Annotated in this window: 17 protein-coding genes; all 17 read right to left on the bottom strand. The window is 33.8% G+C overall.

Annotated elements, in window-relative coordinates; genetic code table 11:
• Positions 1-133: 133 nt before the first annotated feature.
• Positions 134-697, bottom strand: coding sequence for an anaerobic ribonucleoside-triphosphate reductase activating protein (gene nrdG / locus JX000_RS01120; protein ID WP_002452079.1), 564 nt, complete (start codon positions 695-697; stop codon positions 134-136).
• Positions 698-699: 2 nt separating this feature from the next.
• Complete coding sequence (nrdD, locus tag JX000_RS01115) at positions 700-2,544, bottom strand: anaerobic ribonucleoside-triphosphate reductase (protein ID WP_206140788.1); 1,845 nt, start codon at positions 2,542-2,544, stop codon at positions 700-702.
• Between the two features lie 317 nt (positions 2,545-2,861).
• The gene (locus JX000_RS01110) at positions 2,862-3,611 is read right to left on the bottom strand and encodes a CHAP domain-containing protein (RefSeq protein WP_145506367.1); all 750 of its coding nucleotides are present in this window, start codon (positions 3,609-3,611) and stop codon (positions 2,862-2,864) included.
• A 360-nt stretch (positions 3,612-3,971) separates the two neighbouring features.
• On the bottom strand, positions 3,972-5,192 hold the full coding sequence (locus JX000_RS01105) for an ArgE/DapE family deacylase (RefSeq protein WP_206140787.1): 1,221 nt from the start codon (positions 5,190-5,192) through the stop codon (positions 3,972-3,974).
• 176 nt (positions 5,193-5,368) lie between these two features.
• A complete protein-coding gene (gene cysC, locus JX000_RS01100) occupies positions 5,369-5,968 on the bottom strand; it encodes an adenylyl-sulfate kinase (RefSeq protein WP_002452075.1) in 600 nt (199 codons plus the stop codon).
• A 16-nt stretch (positions 5,969-5,984) separates the two neighbouring features.
• Entirely contained in the window at positions 5,985-7,163 is a 1,179-nt protein-coding gene (gene sat, locus JX000_RS01095) for a sulfate adenylyltransferase (protein WP_206140786.1), read from the bottom strand.
• 20 nt (positions 7,164-7,183) lie between these two features.
• Complete coding sequence (locus JX000_RS01090) at positions 7,184-8,083, bottom strand: sulfite exporter TauE/SafE family protein (RefSeq protein ID WP_206140785.1); 900 nt, start codon at positions 8,081-8,083, stop codon at positions 7,184-7,186.
• A gap of 15 nt (positions 8,084-8,098) precedes the next feature.
• Positions 8,099-8,716, bottom strand: a complete 618-nt coding sequence (locus tag JX000_RS01085) for an NAD(P)-binding protein (protein WP_145506376.1) — start codon at positions 8,714-8,716, stop codon at positions 8,099-8,101.
• A 59-nt stretch (positions 8,717-8,775) separates the two neighbouring features.
• A complete protein-coding gene (gene cobA / locus JX000_RS01080; RefSeq protein WP_002452071.1) occupies positions 8,776-9,543 on the bottom strand; it encodes a uroporphyrinogen-III C-methyltransferase in 768 nt (255 codons plus the stop codon).
• Between the two features lie 31 nt (positions 9,544-9,574).
• On the bottom strand, positions 9,575-11,293 hold the full coding sequence (locus JX000_RS01075) for an NADPH-dependent assimilatory sulfite reductase hemoprotein subunit (RefSeq protein WP_145506382.1): 1,719 nt from the start codon (positions 11,291-11,293) through the stop codon (positions 9,575-9,577).
• Positions 11,294-11,311: 18 nt separating this feature from the next.
• Complete coding sequence (locus JX000_RS01070) at positions 11,312-13,162, bottom strand: assimilatory sulfite reductase (NADPH) flavoprotein subunit (protein WP_145506385.1); 1,851 nt, start codon at positions 13,160-13,162, stop codon at positions 11,312-11,314.
• A 282-nt stretch (positions 13,163-13,444) separates the two neighbouring features.
• Positions 13,445-14,176 (bottom strand): phosphoadenylyl-sulfate reductase, encoded by a 732-nt coding sequence (locus tag JX000_RS01065; RefSeq protein WP_145506388.1) that lies wholly within the window; start codon positions 14,174-14,176, stop codon positions 13,445-13,447.
• 180 nt (positions 14,177-14,356) lie between these two features.
• The gene (locus tag JX000_RS01060) at positions 14,357-15,133 is read right to left on the bottom strand and encodes a zinc ribbon domain-containing protein (protein WP_002452067.1); all 777 of its coding nucleotides are present in this window, start codon (positions 15,131-15,133) and stop codon (positions 14,357-14,359) included.
• A gap of 243 nt (positions 15,134-15,376) precedes the next feature.
• Positions 15,377-16,492, bottom strand: a complete 1,116-nt coding sequence (locus JX000_RS01055; protein WP_002452066.1) for an MFS transporter — start codon at positions 16,490-16,492, stop codon at positions 15,377-15,379.
• Complete coding sequence (locus JX000_RS01050) at positions 16,492-17,676, bottom strand: hypothetical protein (RefSeq protein ID WP_049423172.1); 1,185 nt, start codon at positions 17,674-17,676, stop codon at positions 16,492-16,494. The genes JX000_RS01055 and JX000_RS01050 overlap by 1 nt, the downstream gene beginning before the upstream one ends.
• A 344-nt stretch (positions 17,677-18,020) precedes the next feature.
• Positions 18,021-18,866: a DUF4064 domain-containing protein gene (locus JX000_RS01045; protein WP_145506393.1), complete on the bottom strand. Its 846-nt coding sequence runs from the start codon at positions 18,864-18,866 to the stop codon at positions 18,021-18,023.
• Positions 18,867-18,966: 100 nt separating this feature from the next.
• Complete coding sequence (locus JX000_RS01040; protein ID WP_241004994.1) at positions 18,967-20,982, bottom strand: FtsX-like permease family protein; 2,016 nt, start codon at positions 20,980-20,982, stop codon at positions 18,967-18,969.
• Positions 20,983-20,985: the final 3 nt, after the last annotated feature.

Genomic DNA, 20,985 nt, shown 5'->3' with positions numbered 1-20,985 from the left:
ATAATGGAACCTACGATAAGACCAATGGCAATCATCCATTTACCTATTAATAACCACATACTGTCTCACCTTCTCTATATTGAATCTTTACTCTTATAATTACATTTCCCTTTTATATCGATTTATAACATGATTAAAAACTGTGACTCGTCGATGGACCACTGTAAATGTATTCACACAATTGGTGTCGTTGCAATGATGTATTGACATCAATCACTCTTTGATTTAAAGAACCTTTGTAAGGTAGATTAGGACGATATAACTGAGTGATAAACATGCCATCAACTAACACATCTACATATTCTAATAATTCAAAACGTAGCCCCTTATCTTGTGAAAGATATTCATATTGAAACCCAGTCCAAATCCATATTGTTTTGGTCTGTCCAAATCTTTGTCGAAATGCTTGCACGAGTCTCAATGTCACATCTAAATTACAAAAGGGTTCGCCTCCTAAAATACTTAAGCCACTAATATAACCCGGTTCACAATATGAGAGAATCTCTTGTAATATTTTTTCTGTAAATGGTTCACCATATTTAAAATGTTGTGCCGCTTTGTTATAGCAATCTAGACATTGGAATGGACATCCCGAAACATACACACTACACCGTACACCCTCACCGTCTACAAAGCTATGTGTTTCAATTTTGGCTATATATCCCTGTCCATGTTCTATTCCTAATATAGGTGTCATGATTAAGATTCCTTCATATGTTTCACACGAGCACACATTTCTTTATGACGTCCTTCAATCACAGGTCGTTGTACTGGATTACCTAAATAACCGCATGTCCGTTTAACAACATCGACCGTTTCAGGGTTATCATTACCACATTCTGGACATTGATAGCCTTGTGGTGTTGATTTAAAATCTCCATCAAATCCACATTCATAACAGTGATCTATTGGAATATTAGTACCTAAATATCCTACCTTATCATAAGCATAATCCCATACCGCTTCTAGTGCTTTAATATTATGATTTAATTTAGGATACTCACAATAATGGATAAAGCCACCACTCGCATAATAGGGATAATCTTTTTCAAAATCTAATTTTTCAAATGGCGTAATATCTTTTCTTACATCATAATGAAATGAATTTTGATAATAACCTTTACTTGTAATATCTGGAATATCTCCAAATCGTTCTTGATCTAAACGGCAAAAGCGATCAGTCAATGACTCACTAGGTGTACTGTATATACTGAACCAAATGTCATATTGTTTTGTCCATTGCTTTTGAAGACGTTGCATTTCTTTTAATATTTCAATTGTAAATGCTTTGGCTTCATCATTATGTTCCCAATTAGGACCATAAAAGACTGTAGCAGTTTCATATAATCCGATGTATCCCATGGAAATCGTAGCTCTTTTATTCTTAAATAGCGCCATTACATCTTCATGATCATCGAGTTTATATTTAAACGCACCGCTTTTATATAAGATAGGTGCATTATTAACTGTCGCTTCTTTTAATCGCTCTATTCTATATACTAAAGCATCGTGCATCAACGTCATTTTGTGATAAAAAATTTTCCAAAACGTTGTCATGTCACCTTGTGATTCAAGCGCGATTCTTGGTAAATTGAGAGTGACAACACCTAAATTGCAACGGCCATTATTTTCATTTTTACCTTGTTCATTACGCCAACTTGGTAAAAAAGATCGACATCCCATCGGCGCTTTAAAATCGCCTAATAGTTCAACGATTTTGTCGTAATTTAATATATCAGGATACATACGTTTTGTTGAACATTCTAACGCAAGTTGTTTGATGTCATAATTAGGATCAGCTTTTTTCAAATTAATACCATCTTTAATTGAAAATACTAATTTAGGGAAAATGGCAGTGACACGATCTTTACCTAACCCTTTAATTCTCGTGTTCAATATCGCCTGTTGTATTTTACGGCTTAATGTATCTGTTCCTAAACCAAAGCCTAATGTAACAAATGGTGTTTGACCATTCGAGGTATATAATGTATTTATCTCATACTCCAAACTTTCAATGGCGTCATTAATATCTTTAGTAACTTGTTGCTCTACATATGTTTCTAGCTGCTCAGCTTTAACATAGGCCTGTGCTACTTCACGATGATGTCGTTCATTATGTTGTGCATACTCACTCAACAATTCATCTACACGATCCACTGTACATCCGCCGTATTGACTACTAGAGACATTAGCAATGATTTGCACAAGTTGTGCTGACGCTGTCTGAATAGATTTTGGGGAGGTTACATTGGCATTACCTATTTCAAAGCCATTTTTCAACATACTTTTTGCATCAATTAAGCAACAATTTGTTAATGGTTGGAATGGATGATAATCTAAATCATGAAAGTGAATGTCACCATTTTGATGCGCCTCAGCAATATGTTTAGGCAATAAATAATTTAAAGCATATGATTTTGAAACAATACCTGCCGTTAAATCGCGCATAGTCGAAAAGGTATTGCTATCTTTATTAGCATTCTCATTTACGATAGTTGGATCCTTCTCAATCAAACCAGTTAATGATTGTTCTAGTTGATTCATCTTACCACTCTTTTCTATATATAGTGCTTATTTAAAATTTAAAACACAATATATAGTATTACAATGTATAATCGATGACTTAACTAAACTGTCATAAGTTTATTACTAATTCATGAACAACTATAAAAATAATCATTCAATTTTTGAAATCATTGTTTTGAAAATTGAAGTATGTCAAATAATAATAAAACCCCATGGATGCACGAATTTAATAGCATGACAAATATGTCATACACATTAAAAATTTAATCCAAAACAAAAAAAGAACTCGAAATAATATTAAATATTATTTCGAGTTCGCATTTAAACATATATCATTATGAAATGTAGTTGTATGAACCAGCTTGGCTAGCTGAAATTGTACGAGTTGAAACGTTACCTGGTCCACCATTATAGTTCATTTCTGAAACTTTGATTGAACCATCACTATTTACATTTTCAACATAGGCAACGTGACCAAATGCACCTTGTGATGTTTGCATAATTGCACCTTGTTTAGGTGAATTACTTACATTATAACCATCTTGTGCTGCTGCGTTTGTCCAGTTACTTGCGTTACCCCAATTAGAACCAATTTTACCGCCAACTTTGTCATATACATAATAAGTACATTGACCAGCAGTATACGCATTTGAACCAGAACCTGATTGTCCAGAAAATGCAGTTGAGTTATTTGAAGATGGCGCATTTTGTGTAGTCACTTTGATGTTTTTATCTGATGTTGAATAATCAGCACCTAATCCGCCACCTTGATTATTGGTATTGTCAGTTGTGTAAGATTGTGTATTTTGATTATTGTTTGTAGCGTTATTTGAATTGTAGTTTTGAGTAGCTTGGTTACCATATGAATAACTATTGTTATTGCCTTGTTGTTGGCTAGGACTCCAATTACCTTTCCAATCATAGTGGTAGTTACCTTGTTGATCAATCGTATATGTGTATTCATATGAATAAGGGTCATTAGGATTATATCCGTTATTGTTTTCTGCTGCATCTGCATCATGTTGCATTAAACCAAATGTTGCGAAACCTGCTGTTGCAATTGTAGCTGTAGCGATTTTTTTCATTTTAAATATCCTCCTAAGAATGATAAAGCTTTTTTGTTTATTATCTCGTGGCTACCTTCAATTTTCTATAAACATATAAGTTTTTTCTTCGTTAAATAACGACAAGACACACTCTAACAAACAAACAAGCTTTTGTGGGCAATGTTAAGATTTTGTAAATGAATCATAATAATCCAACATTTTTTGTAAAATTGTTGGGTTATCATTGTAATGGGTTTCAAAAGGGTAGCTACGCAACTTAATCATTTTGTTCATATTAATTATTACTACGTATGTAATTTATCTGACAATTTCCAGCATAAAAAAACTAAGATTATTGCATTTCATTCCCGCAATAATCTTAGTTCATCTCACTTTCCTTTATTTGGTTTTGTTTAAATAATTCAACATTACTTGTTGATACATATCTGTATAGTCTAAATATCTTGATTTATAAACATATTCATCTGTTTTGTGTGCCATAGTCATATGACCTGGGCCAATAATAGCTAAATCAAAGTCTTCATCTTTATCTACTAATAATTCTGCTGCATCAGTCGCCCCAACTAAACCAGATACTTTAAATTCATTATTATAATCTAAAAAGCTTTGTACTAACGTGTTATCTTTTTGAGAATATACGGTTTGATGATCGACAGTCACTTCTAAAGAAAGTCTGTCACTATCAACCTCTTCTATCGTATCTTTAAATAATTTTTCAATGGCTCGATTATCATATTCAGGTACAGTTCTCACATTAAATTCAGCATAGGCTTCTTCAGGAACTGTATTAAATTGTTCTCCACCTCGTATAATCGAATTAACAATAACCAGTCCTGCTGCTACGTCTTCAACTTTTTCTTCCGTCTTATCGTCAACTTGGTCTCCAAAAAATTCATCTATAAATGGGTGAACATCAAGTGCATGTGTTCCTTCGTTTTTCTTGATATCATCATACTTTTCTTTAATTTTTTGAATAAATTCAATGAGGGTATTAATCGCATTATGTCCCAGTGATGGTAATGAGCTATGTGCGGGCACGCCTTTAGATGTTACTTTTAATCCCATGGACCCTTTTGAGGCGTAAAATACGAAGCCATCTGACGGTTCGGCAATAATTAAACCATCTAAATCATCAACATAGCCTTGTTCTTTAAGTTTCTCTGCCCCTGACATTTCTCTTTCTTCTGCTGTAGTAGCCATTAATCTAATTGAACCTTGTTGTAGATGACCTGACGCTTTAATTTCAATCATAGCAATAACTAATGCTGCTAAACCGCCCTTCATATCAGTCGTACCTCGACCGTACAATTTACTATCTTCTTCTGTTAATTTAAATGGATCATGCTTCCATTCATTATGATCCCCAGCATCAACAACATCCATATGCCCTGAGATACCAAGCTTCGGCGACCCATCACCAATTTCAGCTATTAAATTAGCACGATTATCATCCACTTCTAGAATTTTTGAATCTATGTCATATTTGCTCAATAATGATTTAAGATATTTACATACTTCAAGTTCATTATCATTTTCAGTATTGATCTCAATCATATCTGACAATATTTGAATTTTATCCTCTTTAGAAAAGACACTCATGTTATCACCTTCATTTTATGTGTATAATTACTTATTTCTTATTTATTATTTCACAATCAGTAGATGTTCAAACATTAATTTAATTTTCGATTCATATTGATAACTATCTTATTCCATAAAAAATAAAGCGTGTATGAAAATTGAATCAGTTTCAATACACGCTTTACCTCGTATATTTAAATATAACGATGTTCTTTCAAATAGTTTAATATTTGGTTAACTGAAGCCTCGACACTATTATCTTCAGTATCAATGATAATCTCTGGATTTTCAGGTGGTTCATATGGTGCACTAATACCTGTAAATTCAGGTATTTCACCTGTACGTGCCTTCTTATATAAGCCTTTAGGATCACGTTGCTCACAAGTCTCAATACTGCATTGTGTATAAACTTCGATAAATTCTTGTTCCTCAAATAATTGTCTAACATTATCCCTATCTTGTTTGTACGGTGATATAAAAGCTGTAACTGTAATTGCACCTGAATCTACCATTAGCTTACCTACTTCACCGATGCGTCGAATATTCTCTTGTCTATCTTCAGGAGAAAATCCCAAATTTTTATTTAAACCGTGTCTGACATTATCTCCATCTAAACGATACGTTTGTTTGCCATCTTCAAATAATGCCTTTTCTAAAGCAACCGATACCGTAGATTTACCTGATCCTGATAAACCAGTAAACCAAATTAATACACTTTGATGACCATTACGCGTTTGTCGTTGTGCTTTTGTGACTTCAGATTCGTGCCATGTAATATGTTTTGTTTCACTCATTTAACATCACCCTTTGTCATTTCTCTTTTAATCCTTTGATCAGCACATTTGCCACTTCTGGTCTTGAAAATTTTTCTGGTAATGATTCTCCGTTGCGTAATTTCTCTCTCACTTTCGTACCACTTAAATGTAAATGATTCGAAGCATCGTGTGGACAAGTTTTAGCTGTAGCCATATTGCCACATGCTTCACAGTAAAAGGCATGCTCAAATTTTAAAATTTGTATATCTAATTCATTTTCAAATTGAGAAATAAATTCCTGTGCTTCATAAGTGCCATAATAGTCACCAACACCTGCATGGTCTCTACCAACAATAAAGTGTGTGCAACCATAGTTTTGTCTTACTAGCGCATGTAAAATGGCTTCTCTTGGACCTGCATATCTCATCGCAGCTGGATAAATGACTAAACGTGCTTGATTTTCTGGGAAATAGTTTTTAAGTATGGCTTGATAACTTTCCATTCTTACCTCTGCTGGAATATCATCAGATTTAGTTTCACCTACTAATGGATTTAATAGTAATCCATCTACAATTTCTAATGCTGATTTCTGAATATATTCATGGGCACGATGAACTGGGTTTCTAGTTTGAAATCCTACAACAGTCTTCCAATTCAATTCATTAAATAGCTGTCTCGTTTCTAATGGGTCAAGATGGTAATCTACAAATGCATCATGTTGTGGACGATTAATCAATTGTATTGGCCCCGCTAAGTAATACTCACCTTTTTCGTAAACCTTTTTCACCCCTGGATGTGCATTATCTGTTGTACCATAAACATGTTGTGCTTCCTTTTCTTTATCATAAGTATATTTTTCTTCTAAATCTAACACACCATACAATGTACCATCTTCTCCATATAGTGCTACCTGTTCGCCAATCTCTAAATTGTTAGCCTCTGTTTGACTTACTGGCAATGTAATTGGCACACTCCAAACATGACCATTTTTTAGATGAACATGTTCTACGACACTTTCATAATCAGCTTGATTCATAAAACCAGTTAATGGACTGAACCCACCAATGCCTATTAATTCTAGATCCGATAAGCTCCATTGATTTAATATAATTGAATGTAAAGACTTCGCATTTTCAATCAGTTGTTCTCTTTCTGTACCTTTTACAATACGATTGACCAATGTTCCACCATGTGGGCGAATAGTATCATTTGTATACGTTTTATGCTCTGACATATTTAAATCTCCTTTTCCAATTAATTATATTTGTTTACTCGGCTTTTATTGTAAGAAAAACTCAGTATTCTATTTCTAATGACCTGGATAACAAGTAGACTTAACACAACTACGATAATGATGACTCTCACAATGTTAGATAACACCTCGTCCTCAACAAAGTAACTAAGTAATGCATTACTATTAGTGAAAATAATTAATCCTCCAACACATATTGCTAAAATATTAATCGGTAGGATTTTAACTAGATATGCGGAAATAGGTGCTGCAATCAGTCCACCTACACTCAGCGCTATCACTGCCAACCAATTGATATGCGTCATACCTAAGAAGACGATAAAACTTAAAGATGCTGACAGTGTGACGAAAAACTCGCTTGCTGAGACTGTACCAATCACATAACGTGGTTCCATCTTTTTACTAGATAAAAGTAACGGTGTATTGACAGGTCCCCATCCGCCTCCACCTATAGCATCTAAAAAGCCTGCGATAGCACCTTGTAACACCATTCTAATTCGGCCAAATTGACCTGAATAATGATGTTCCTCGTTCGTATGCTTAAATATAAATTGATATAATATATAAACGCCCATCGAAAATAGAAATAAAGCAATCAGTGGTTTAATTGCATTAGCATTAATTCTTGTTAATACTGCTGCACCTAGAAATGCACTAATTGCACCTGGAATAGCTAATTTCAACATCGTTGGATAATGGACATTTTCAAACTTCCAATGTGAGGTTCCTGATGCTGCGGTAGTCGCTATTTCTGAAAAATGAACTGTAGCTGAGACAATCGCAGGTGCCACACCAAAGGTTAATAGAATAGAGGATGATGACGCACCAAATCCCATTCCAAGTGATCCATCTACTAATTGTGCTAAAAAGCCTGCTAACGCAAAAACAAGTAATTTCCGCATATATGATCTTGCCCCCTATCTGGATGAATCTAGCGTTTTCAACCAGCTTATAAAAGATTGTTGTGCATTCGGATGTTTATATTCCTCAGTCAAAATATCTTGGAGTAACCTTTGCCTTTCTGTTGATGTGAGTGCTTTTTCTTTAATGAGTTGTCTAGACTCATATAAAAAGTCAATATAATCTTCATATGAAGCATCATACGTTTGTGCCAAATCCTGTATGATTTGCTTAGCTAGTTTAGGACTTGCGCCATCTGTTGATACACTTAAAGTGAGCTTGCCTCTTCTAAGTTGATTAGGAAATGTGATATTACCCTCTTTTGCATTACCTACATGATTAAATAATGTGCGAGACCCTAGATGTTGTTTAACCTCGTCATTCACTAGGTCGTCATTAGTAGCAGCGATGACTAAGTCTGCATTTTCAACATCTGAGGCTTCAAATTCCTTTTGATGCCATGTTACCTGTTGTTGTTGGATAAGCTCATTTAAATGTTCCGTTATTTGAGGGCTTACTATGTGAATCTGTTTGGCATACTCAAGTAGCAATTCCACACGTCGTGTCGCTATTCGACCACCTCCAATAACCACAACATTCATTTGTGATAAATTAATCATGATTGGCATTTGCATGCGCTCGTCACCTTTCCTATTAAAATAATTATTTTAATATTCTAAAAATTAAGTGTATCTTACTTAGCCAAATTGACATCTTCTTTAAAGATTTGCTCTTTAAACCAACTGATTTTGTCTCTCATATTCACTACATCTCCAACTACAATCATCGCTGGATTAGTAATGTTACTCGCCTTATTTGTGATATCTTGCAATGTGCCAGTCACTGTATGTTGTGATGTGGATGTACCCATATGTACAAGTGCGACTGGCGTTTGTGGATCCTTTCCAAATTTAACTAGTAACTCACAAATCTCCGGTAATCGTTTGACGCCCATATAAATACATAAGGTTTCAGGACCATGCGCTAAATGTTGCCAATATTCTTCCTTATCCATTCCCGGTCTATTAACAGCAGTGATAAACGCCACAGATGAGCTATAATCTCGATGGGTTACTGGGATGCCTGCGTATGCTGGTGCAGCTATCCCTGATGTAATACCTGGGACAATTTCAAATGGAATATGTTGTGTCGCCAATTGCTCCGCTTCTTCTCCGCCACGACCAAATACAAATGGATCGCCGCCTTTTAACCGTGTAACTGTATGTCCTTTTTTGGCTAACTGAATCATCATACGATTCGTTTCTTCTTGAGGTAACGAATGTCTATATGGGTCCTTTCCACAATAGAAAAACTTGGTGTTGGGCTTAGCATAATCTAATATGTCTTTATTAATTAGTCTGTCATACAAAATAACATCTGCTTCTTTAATTGCTCTAAGCCCTTTGATCGTTAATAATTCAGGATCTCCTGGTCCTGCACCTACTAAATAAACTTTGCCCATAGAAACTCAACCCCTAACGCCTTTTTATCTTTTAACTATGGAAATCTCTTCCATCGTTAACTTTTGACACCACACCAGTGCGTATCACAAAATCACCAAAATGTTCATTCGGTAATTTTTCTTTTCCATACTGAATGAGTAATGGTCTTAACGTTTGTAAAATTTCGTTTTCATCAATATTTTCTTTATATAATTTATTGAGTCTTTCCCCTTTAAATCCACCGCCTAAATACATATTGTATTTTCCTGGTGCTTTACCGATAAATGCAATTTCTGCTAAAGCTGGTCGAGCACAACCGTTTGGACAGCCTGTCATTCGAATCGTAATGTCTTCTTCTTGAACACCCGCTTCATCAAGTAAATTTTCAATTTTAGAAATGAGTGAAGGTAAATAACGTTCTGATTCTGCCATAGCAAGACCACATGTAGGAAATGCTACACAAGCCATTGAATTACGTCTTAATCCAGTATAATAAGTACCATCTGTAAGTTGATATTTATCTATAATTTGTTGTATGTCGTTTTTCTTTTCTGGAGAAATGTTAGCAATGACCAAATTTTGATTAGGTGACAATCTGAAATCTCCAGTATGTGTCTCTGCAATTTCACGAAGTGCTGTTTTAAGTTGATAATCTTCAGTATCTTTTACACGTCCGTTTTGAATAAATAGCGTATAGTTCCAATTATTCTCACCCTCTATCCATCCAAGACGATCGCCATTATGGTCAAACTCATAATCTTTTTCAGGCTCAATCTCCCAACCTAAGCGTCGATTTAGCTCTTCAGTCACCCAGGCTTCACCTAAACGATCAACAGTATATTTAAAACGTGCATTTTTTCGATTTTCTCTATTACCATAATCTCGTTGAATCGTTAATAGTTTTTCACACACATCAACCGCTTGGTCTTTAGGAATGAAACCAATTAATCGACCTAACTGAGGGTATGTCTCTTTATTACCATGCGTCATACCCATACCACCACCGATAGTAATGTTAAAGCCTATTAATTCACCTTGCTCAATAATGGCAATCAAACCAATGTCTTGGGAGTAAACATCAATATCATTAGACGGGGGTACTGCAATACCAATTTTAAACTTTCGAGGTAAATAGGTACTTCCATAAATGGGTTCTGATTCTTCACTTGAATCTAATACTTTCTCACCGTCTAACCATATTTCATGATATGCACCTGTACTAGGAAGTAAATGATTGCTAATAGCTGTAGCATAATCATTTACTTCAGCATGTACTTTAGATTGATATGGATTGGGATTACACATTGTATTTCGGTTAACGTCACCACAGGCCGCAATCGAATCGAGTACAGATTGATTAATATCTTTCATAGATTGTTTTAAATTTCGTTTTAAAATACCATGAAATTGGAATGCTTGACGCGTTGTCAATTTGATGGTGTGGTTAGCATATTGATTGGAAATATCATCCATGGCAATCCATTGTTCTGGCGTAGCTTTGCCACCTGGAACACGAACACGAATCATAAAACTATAAGCAGGTTCTAATTTCTGCTTACGTCGTTCATCTCTTAGATCTCTATCATCTTGCATATAACTACCATGAAACTTTAATAACTTCGCATCATCTTGAGAAATCGCACCAGTAATAGGATTAGCTAACCCTTGTTCGATGGTTCCTCTCAAATACTGGCTATCTGCCTTCAAATATTCCATTTGATCTAGATGATCATCTAATTCATCTGACAGTTTTTGATTTGATTTAACCATGTTTGACACCCTTTCTTGTTAATAGACGTCTCTTTGATATCTTTTCTCTCTCTTCATTTGCTTAAGATACGCTTCAGCATCTTCGTCGGATAAGTTTTGTTCTTTCATCAATACTTCCTTAATTGTTTGGTGTACATCTTTAGCCATTTGCTTTTCGTCACCACATACGAAAATCGCGGCACCATTTTGTATCCATTCATTAAACTGCTTACTATTTTCTAATATACGGTGTTGCACATACACTTTATGCTCAGTATCTCTAGAAAATGCAACATCCAGCTTTGATAAATAACCTTTATCTAACCATTCTTGCCAATCTGTTTGATATAGAAAATCCGTTGTAAAATGTTGTTCACCAAAGAACAACCAAGTATTACCTTTAAATCCTAACTCTTCTCTTTCCTGCATATAACTTCTGAAAGGTGCGACGCCTGTACCAGGTCCAATCATGATGACTGGCACTTCACTTTCTTGTGGAAATTTAAAGTTTGGATTACGTTTTAAATAAATCGGTACCGTATCGCCGGGTTGCAAACGTTCTGCAAATTGAACTGAGCAGACACCTGTTCGATCTCGACCATGAGAATGGTATCTTACCGCACCAACTGTAATATGTACTTCATCAGGCGTTGCTTTATAACTACTTGAAATAGAATATTCTCTAGGTGGTAACTTTCTCAATAGTTGATATAGGTTATCGGGTTGAAGTTCAGTCGTATTAAAATCGTTTAATAAATCGATAAGGTCTCGTCCTTCAATATAATTTTGAACCCATGCTTTATCTTGGACTTTTCCTTTTAGTTCATCGTTATCAAATAGTGCTGATGCATTCTCTAATAATGGTTTCGTTAGTTTAGTAATTTCAAAATGCGATGTTAATGCCTCTTCAAGGTTTAATGTATCGCCATCTTCATTGATAAGTACTTGTTCTTCATAATCCCATCCTAATGTGCTGATTAATAATTCAACAATAGATGGATCATTTTGTGGTAATACTACAATACAATCGCCTGGTTCGTATTCCTCTCCAAAATTATCTAATAGTAATTCAACATGTCTTGTTTCTTTATTAGATCCTCTACCATTTAAATTTATGTTCTCTAATACTTCTGCTTCATATGGATTGGATTTAGAATATTTACGCTCCTTGGCTGATTTAATCGATTCGCTTACAACTTGCTCACTATCAGTATCTTTGGGTTTGGAGCCTATAGCATTAATGACGTTGGCCATCCATTTTTCGGCATCTTCTTCGTAATCGATATCACAATCTACACGGTCATATAATCGCTCAGCGCCTAATTCGGCTAATTTAAAGTCGAAATCTTTACCAGCTTGACAGAAATATTCGTATGATTGATCACCTAAAGCAAGTACAGAAAATCTCACACCTTCTAGTTTCGGTGCTTTACGCCCATGTAAGTATTCATGTAATTCAATAGCATTATCAGGTGGATCACCTTCGCCATGTGTCGATGTGATTATAAATAAATCTTCAACTTTTTTAATATCTTTAGGTTTAATGTCTTCCATAGATTTCAAGGTCACGTTGTTACCCATATCTACAAGACGTTCTTCAAAGATTTCTGCCAAACTTTGGGCATTTCCTGTCTCTGACCCATATAAAATTGTAATGGCACGAGTTTCTGGTGTAACTTCAGGTTCTTTATCAGCAAGCATTGTTTCAGTTTGTTGGTCTTGTTGTGCTATTTGATTCGACGTCACTGATTCATTGGTCTCAGCTTGTTGACTCGCTGTTAAATAACCACTTAACCAAAGCTTTTGTTCAGGTGTTAAAGTTGGTAGTAATTCATTAAGTTGTTTTGCTTGTTCCTCATTGAAAGGACTATTTGTGATGTTAATATTCACTATTTTCCACCTCTTGTCTTCAATCCTAAATTTGAAAGTCTGGGTATCGTATGTTGCAATCTATCCTATATTTTGACCTCAACATCATACTTGTTCAATCCAGTCATAGTTAACTCTGCGTTATTTATTTTCCTTTACGTTCCATTCATGACCTAGCTCCCAGATTCGATTAATTTAATTATGTACCAAACTGTTAAATGAGTAAACGAAATATAACGCTATTACATTTTGTAAAATTCTTATCGGAATACTAGGTTTTATATATAAAATTTTTAACCTTATTTAAGGTTTGTCATGAACATGTAATCCGCATTCAGTTTTATCAAAATTTGACCAACGTCCTGCTCGAGAATCTTCAGAGTCTAATACTGGTGACGTACATGGAATACAACCAATACTTGGATAATGATGGTCATGCAATTCATTATAAGGTAATTGATGTTGTTTAATATATTGCCAAACATCGTCTTCAGACCAGTATATAAGCGGACAAACTTTGATTGAATGAAACCGTTCATCTTTATTAATAAAATTAGTATGTGCTCTCGTCGGAGATTGTGCACGTCTCAGCCCTGATACCCAAGCCTTAGCCCCAGATAAGACCTCTTCCAGTGGTTTAATCTTTCTGATATAACAACATTGGTTAGGATTATTTTTCCATAACGCAGGGTTATATCGGTTAGCTTGTTCTTCCAATGTTAAATCAGGTTTCTTCATTTCGATGCGTAATTCAGGATATGTTGCTTTTACTTCATCAATTAAGTTATATGTTTCTTGAAAATGTAGGTCAGTATCCAAAAAGACAATTTTTGCATTCGGTTTGATTTGATGGATTAAATCAATCAATACCATACTTTCTGCACCAAAACTACATGAATAAACTAATTCATCGTCATATTGATCATACGCCCATTTTAATATTTGATATGCGCCCCTAGTGTCGTTATCAGTGTTGAGGGAGTTTATAAAAGGATCGCCTGTAAAATTATCGTATGTCATCGCTTTGACTGACATCTCTATCATCCCCCGATCGATTTTTATTTCATCCTCATCAAAACATATCTGAATTGTCAGAATAATATGGTAATACTTTAACTATTTTTAAAATTAAAGTCAACCCATTTTTTAATAGTTATCAGAAAATTAATGTTTTAAATAAAAAAACGACCAGTATTAACTGATCGTTTCCTCTCTTTATAATTGATCTATATTTTCAATTAACGTAATCTTACCTTTTTTACTGTGAGCTATAACTGAGAAGTCATTATCTTTGTTACTATCATAAATTAACTCATCACTTTTTCGATCATCAGGTTCATAGTAATGTTCTAAAAATTCATCTTCAGTAACATTAGAAGGTGCAACACCTACACGATCTACTTTATCTCCAGAATACAGCACCGCTAAATCACCATATTTTTCATAATATGTTTGACCACCGTCAACTTTGCCTGATGATTTACCAAATTTAGCTTCTACTTCTTTTCTAGTCATATCCTTATAAATACCTTTATAGCCTTCAGTCGATGCAGATTTCATATAGCCTTGATCAAAGTTATTACTAAATACATCGATTGTTGGTGCTTTCTCTGATGAATTAGACTCACTAGAGGATGACTCTTTGGACTGACTATCATCTTTAGATTTATTTTGTGTTTCAGTAGTTTGATTATCACTATCATTGTCTTTAATTACATTATTGTAATAGTAGTAAGCACCATAAAGTAATGCACCAATTAATAAAATAAAGATAATTGAGAGTATTATAATCCAAATTGGCTTCTTATTTTTGTTCTTTTGTTGAGGAGTATATTTGTTACGATCTGGATATGTTTGCTTGGATTGAGTCGCTTGTTTCCCTTGTGATGACGTTTCCGCTTGTTTGTTTTCTTTTTTTAATGTGTTACCACATTTGTTACAAAATGCTTGTCCAGGTTTTACTTCATTGCCACAGTTAGGACAATATTTCATTTCCCACCATTCCCTTCATAATGAATGTTTGTACATTTTTAGATTCTAAAAAATATTGTTAACCAATATTTTAAATTACTTTTTCTAAAAAGACTATCTTTTCAATACAATTTTTAAAATTTAATATTTTAATATTTAAAGAAATAATTAGGTGAAGGTTGTGAAATAGTAAGGTAAGGTTTTCTAAATAAATCTATTCTATAAAAAATAACCTGAGACATACCAAACGTCCCAGGTTATATATTATTGCTTTTTATGTGTATCTTCATATCGAATTCGTTGTCGATATCCATACGTACTTTCTTTGATTAGTTCTTCGTCAAGTAAACCTGCACCAATGGCACCTGCTACAGTTGATATTGAAGCTGCAAACCATGGAATACTTAGATATAAGTCAGGGCCGGCTGGTCCTTTAAGACTAATTTGTTGGCCTAAGAAATCGGCAGGTAAAAGAACTAATTCTGCAAATAAAAACATTAAGTACAGGATAATATAATAAATGATAACTGCAATCAAGAGTGTCATCACTGTAGTTAAATTATATAAAAGTGTAATTCTTTTATTACTACTCTGCTTTGTGGATTCCCATAGGTCATGTGACATCATAACCCATAGCAACATACCTAGTATCGCAATAATAGAAATCCCAAATAATCGCCACATTGAGAAATTATTAGCCATTTGCCACATTGTTGTAAATATTAAACCAAACGCACCAGTAGTAAAAGCAATGGCAACAATGTTACTTAAACTCGCCATCATATTTAACGGATTATTGGCAAATGTCATCCCACTGACTAATCTAAACATGCCTCTTGATCTAGAACTAGATAAGTATCGTATATGTTTTGAATCTGTGTCATCTAAATACACTTGTGTCTTGTCTATTTTAGAAAGTGGGAACTGTTGTTTAACACTTTGTTCGATATAATCATTATCATCATAATTACGGTGGTCTTGCTCTGCATGATGGACTTCATTAATGATTGTAACAATCGCGTTTTTAAATCTTTTTTTAACTGGTCTCCAACCAAACGCAGGATATGAGAAGATAGCTGCACCGTTTCTCATATTAATGTCCAGTGCCATGACGCGTCTGTGGTGAAATATCGGTAAGTCTGTAATAGCTAATACGTAATCCCATTCTCGTTCATCATGATACGCTTGTACCTTTTTAAATATTTCTTCTACTCTTTCCGCATAGCCGGTTAGAGGGTCAACAACTAAATCAATTTCCCATTCAATTTGATTATTGTGTTGTTCTGATAAAATGTCAGGTATATCTTCCATTAAATTCTCTGCTAGTTTTTCAGTAACACCAGGTGCTACAACTAAACCAATTACCTTTCTTTCAGACATTAATGACCCTCCTCTCTATGGTCTTGTTTCTTTTCTTCATATACATCGTCATCACTATCATCACTAGTAGACTGTCTTTCAACCTCTTGTTGTGATGGATCATGTTGTTGTTCTTGCTCTTCTTTTTCTTCTTGTGCTTCCTTATAACGATGGTATTGACGGTATGAATACGTAATCTTTCTTATTTTCTCTTCATCTTCTACTGTAGATCCCATTGCTCCAGCTAATAAGCCTAGTGATGATACAAACCAAATTAATTTAACATAATTCATAAAAGTAAATTCTGCTTGTGCACTAGTCCAACTATTAAATAAACTCACTGGTACAAATAATGTGATACTTATAATTAATAATAAATACAATATGAAATAATTGATTAGCGTAATCACAATCAGTGTCAACATCGTTGTGGCATTGTATATCCATCTATACGTTCTTTGCGATTTGGCTGTTTTTCTTTCAATCAATTTATGCGCATATAGCAGCCAACATGCCATACCTACAATAGAAATAATCATTAATACAATAAATCTGATAGGTGAGTAAATCACACTAAGCTCCCACGGCATAGAAAAAATAGACACATATGTCCCTGTAGCAAAGGCAACTGAAATAATTTTTTTGAAATTAAAAATATTTTTCCATGGTTTATTAGCACGCGTCAAACCACAAATCAACTGAATCCAACTTATAATCATTAATGTATTAATATATCGCCTCTTGGGAGATTCGTCTTCTTCGGGTTCTACCGATTTTAAATGAATGAATGGATGGGTGCTCGTCTTTGATAATGGTTCATTATAATAAAGTTGTTCAATCATCGTAGTAATACTACTAATCAACTTTCTTTTTAAATCAATCGCACCCAATGAAGGTAATGATAACATTGCGACTTGCTTTTCGTTATTGAAATCACTAACGACTACCTTTTTTCCAGAAATACTAGGAAGGTCCGTAACACATATTGCGAAATCCCAATGTTTTTCATTTTTAATTTGTTCTGCTTTATCAACACTCTCGTGTACATCTTCTGCTGAACCGATAATTAAATCCTCTTGAACATCAAAGTTCCACTGACTATCATCATTAATCCTTTCTGTCAGCAATTGTTTGATTTTGGGAATAATCTTCGTCACATGCTCATGCGCAACACCAGGCGATGGTACCAACCCTACTGTATACATCGATGAATCCTCCTTTCTTTAAAATATATGATTCAAAAAAACAATATAATCATCTCTTTGTTTACAATGATTAAAATCATGTTATCTATCTTTGAAATTTTCATAATAATTTGCACGCAAATTATATTATAGACTTATAGAGAAATTTCAAACCTTTTCAATGAAAAAAGTCAATATCAATTCATAATAACGATATTGATTACATTTGACAAATAACATGTATTCACAATTACTTTTTTAAAATAATTAGTTGCGCATATAGAAATTGTTCCTCAAATAAAAAACCTTGAAAGGAACAATGAAATGTTCCTTTCAAGGTAAAGCATAAAATCTACTACTTATAGTTATTTCTTATCATCATTCTTGAAGCGACGTGTTACTTTATCAACGAAGTTATCTTTATTATGTGTTTCATTTTCAAAATGGTCTTGAGAATGGTCTGTATCACGACGATTGTCATCTCTGCGATCTGCATCGAATCCGTTGCGTGCGTCTCTTCCTTCTACGTTACGATCATCGTGTCTTCTTTCTGTATCTTCGAATCGACGATCTGTGTCTTGATGATTAGCATCACGACGGTCTACATCATGATGGTCTGCTCCGTGACGATTGTCATCTCTGCGATCTGCATCGAATCCGTTACGTGCGTCTCTTCCTTCTACATCACGATCATGTCTATCTTCTACATCGTGATGATGTTTACGATTGTCATCATTTAAATGGTCTGCTTTATCATGATGCTTATCCTTTGAATGTTTGTTATGGGCACTGTCTTTATCCTTGATATCATGATTATCTTTATTTTTTCTAACTAATAACATAATACCTGCAATAATCCAGAATAAAGCAGCAATCCAGTTTATTACTAATGAAAGTACAGCAGCAATGATGAGTAAAACACCTGCTAATTTCGCTTTTTTCTTAATTAGTAGTGTCGCAATAAGTGCAATCACTAAAATAACTAAACCATAAATAAGTCCAACTTTAAGTATTGATGGTAATAACTCAGACATATGTGACGATGAGTCCACGGCTGGATTTGAAGCCGCCTGTTCTTTAGCCTGTCTTTTAATTTCTTTTTGCACTTCGCTTGTACCACCAAACATGGTACCAATGCCTAAACCTAATAATATAAATAATTGAGTAATGATCCCTAACCAAGCAAGGATCCGTTCAATTGTCCTTTTCATTAAATTACACCTCTTTCTTTGTTTCTTTATCATTACCCAATTGAAATACCATGTATGCTTAAATTATAAAATTAAATCGCTAATAGTTTTATTTTTCCTATTATACCAGTAGTTTATAAGTTTTATTTTTTAATTGATTTACATAATTTAAGTATAAATAGGAAGTCATTTTATACATAAATAGGTAAAGTACACTTACTATAACTACCACACTTAAAAAACTAATTATAAATATACCTCTACTAACTTCTCCAAATAATCCGAGTACATTATATATTATTTTTGAGGCAACCACTGTATGGAGTATACCTACAATGAACGGAACGCTGAATAACCAAATTAACTGTTGATCTAATATTTGTTTGATATCATCATTATCTAATCCTAGATGTGCCATTGTGACATAATGATCAACATCTTCTTGTGCTTCTGATACTTGCTTAAAGTAAATCATTAAGAATATACCAATCAATAAAATGAAAGAAACTAAACTTCCAACAAATATTAAGCCACCATTGAAGTTATAAAACATTTTACGAAATGATTCATAGCTAGTGATATTAATATGATATTTTTGTTCAATTTTATGAATATCCGGTGTGTCTTTCCCTTTTAAATCATACGCATTAAATTCAACCATCGTGTGAGTCACTTGATCGTCAGCTTTGGATGATGTTTTAGTATAATATTGGATGATTTGATCGCGTTCTTTGTCATTTTTAACGATTAAATTAATGTTTTCACTAAATCTTATAGAATTCACATTGGTTTCTTCAACTGGTTTAATATTAAAGGATCTTCCTCTTAGTACTAATTTGTCATTCAAATCCAGCATTTGCATGCTCGTGTTCACACCTATTTCATTTGATTTTAAATGTAGTGGGCGATTAAATTGATTATAATCATTCAATGTCATAATCGTAATAAACACATTTTTAGTACTCCATGGATCAATATTGAACTTGTTTGGTGTGTTACTTGGTTTGAGTAAACGCCGATAATCCGAATGCTTATCTAAAAGCACATTAAACATGGATTGAGTATAGATTTTCGGTGTATCTGAATGTACATTTTGTTTAATATCTTTGGTTACTGCTTTAACCTTTTGAGCTACCTTTTCATCATGATGAAAATCACCTTCAACACTGGTAAGGTATTGATTTTTCCACATATTACGAACATTCTCACCCATACTTCTGTATGTTGTGACGGTCATCCCTAAAGTAACAATCAAAAACGTGCATAAAATCGCGATACTTGCTAACCCTACTGCGTTCGATTTCATACGTGCCCTTAATCCTGATATCAAAAAGAATCGTTTAGGTCGATAGTAAAACTTAGGCAACTTTTGTAACCTTTCAACGAGTAAAACACTTAATGAAATAAATAATAAATAGGTGCCTATAAACACAAAAAAGATAGCAGCAAACAATGACAAAATCGACTCTATTGGCGTATTATTTTGCAAGGCTATACGATAACCATTGCCAACACATAAAACACCGATCATTAATAAACTATAATTGAATACATTTTGAAATCGATAATCACGATATGCCTTCTTATTCATTAATTGCATTGGATTTTGCATAGTGACTTTAAATATATTAATAATTAATAAAAATATCATGACAATTGACAATAATAGCAATGTTATCCACATAGCTTTAAAATCAAATGGATAGGCACTTAGGTACCCTTCTCGTCCTGTCGCTACCTTACGAATGAACATAAATAATAGTGCACCGAATAAATATCCTCCAACGATACTCAATAATGAGATAATACAATATTTTATGAAGGATTCTATGAATATCATGATGCTAAGATGACGTTTTTCCATACCTAAAATAATATAAAGTGAATATGTCTTTTGTTGTTGTTTTATAACAAATTGATTCGCATAAATGATAAATATGATAGCTAATAATGACATAAATACATTTCCAATTATTGCAAAAACACCTAGTAATTGTTGATGTTGTTGAATATATGTGTTTGTAGTTAGCGATAATAATATGTATTCAATCGCAAATATCGTACTGGAAGACAAAATAAAAGGTATAATGATATGCCGTTGAGTTACAAAATGACGTTTCACTATTGTCCAAATCATTGT

The sequence above is a fragment of the Staphylococcus sp. SB1-57 genome, assembly GCF_017086425.1.
In the GTDB taxonomy this organism is placed as follows: domain Bacteria; phylum Bacillota; class Bacilli; order Staphylococcales; family Staphylococcaceae; genus Staphylococcus; species Staphylococcus warneri_A.
The sequence above is the reverse complement of the archived record's forward strand: the minus strand, read 5'-3'. Positions and strand labels throughout refer to the sequence as shown.

What these genes read in the sequence shown, in the direction of transcription:
- nrdG (WP_002452079.1), bottom strand. Translation starts at nt 697, where the DNA reads ATGACACCTATATTAGGAATAGAACATGGACAGGGATATATAGCCAAA.
- nrdD (WP_206140788.1), bottom strand. Translation starts at nt 2,544, where the DNA reads ATGAATCAACTAGAACAATCATTAACTGGTTTGATTGAGAAGGATCCA.
- JX000_RS01110 (WP_145506367.1), bottom strand. Translation starts at nt 3,611, where the DNA reads ATGAAAAAAATCGCTACAGCTACAATTGCAACAGCAGGTTTCGCAACA.
- JX000_RS01105 (WP_206140787.1), bottom strand. Translation starts at nt 5,192, where the DNA reads ATGAGTGTCTTTTCTAAAGAGGATAAAATTCAAATATTGTCAGATATG.
- cysC (WP_002452075.1), bottom strand. Translation starts at nt 5,968, where the DNA reads ATGAGTGAAACAAAACATATTACATGGCACGAATCTGAAGTCACAAAA.
- sat (WP_206140786.1), bottom strand. Translation starts at nt 7,163, where the DNA reads ATGTCAGAGCATAAAACGTATACAAATGATACTATTCGCCCACATGGT.
- JX000_RS01090 (WP_206140785.1), bottom strand. Translation starts at nt 8,083, where the DNA reads ATGCGGAAATTACTTGTTTTTGCGTTAGCAGGCTTTTTAGCACAATTA.
- JX000_RS01085 (WP_145506376.1), bottom strand. Translation starts at nt 8,716, where the DNA reads ATGCAAATGCCAATCATGATTAATTTATCACAAATGAATGTTGTGGTT.
- cobA (WP_002452071.1), bottom strand. Translation starts at nt 9,543, where the DNA reads ATGGGCAAAGTTTATTTAGTAGGTGCAGGACCAGGAGATCCTGAATTA.
- JX000_RS01075 (WP_145506382.1), bottom strand. Translation starts at nt 11,293, where the DNA reads ATGGTTAAATCAAATCAAAAACTGTCAGATGAATTAGATGATCATCTA.
- JX000_RS01065 (WP_145506388.1), bottom strand. Translation starts at nt 14,176, where the DNA reads ATGTCAGTCAAAGCGATGACATACGATAATTTTACAGGCGATCCTTTT.
- JX000_RS01060 (WP_002452067.1), bottom strand. Translation starts at nt 15,133, where the DNA reads ATGAAATATTGTCCTAACTGTGGCAATGAAGTAAAACCTGGACAAGCA.
- JX000_RS01055 (WP_002452066.1), bottom strand. Translation starts at nt 16,492, where the DNA reads ATGTCTGAAAGAAAGGTAATTGGTTTAGTTGTAGCACCTGGTGTTACT.
- JX000_RS01050 (WP_049423172.1), bottom strand. Translation starts at nt 17,676, where the DNA reads ATGTATACAGTAGGGTTGGTACCATCGCCTGGTGTTGCGCATGAGCAT.
- JX000_RS01045 (WP_145506393.1), bottom strand. Translation starts at nt 18,866, where the DNA reads ATGAAAAGGACAATTGAACGGATCCTTGCTTGGTTAGGGATCATTACT.
- JX000_RS01040 (WP_241004994.1), bottom strand. Translation starts at nt 20,982, where the DNA reads ATGATTTGGACAATAGTGAAACGTCATTTTGTAACTCAACGGCATATC.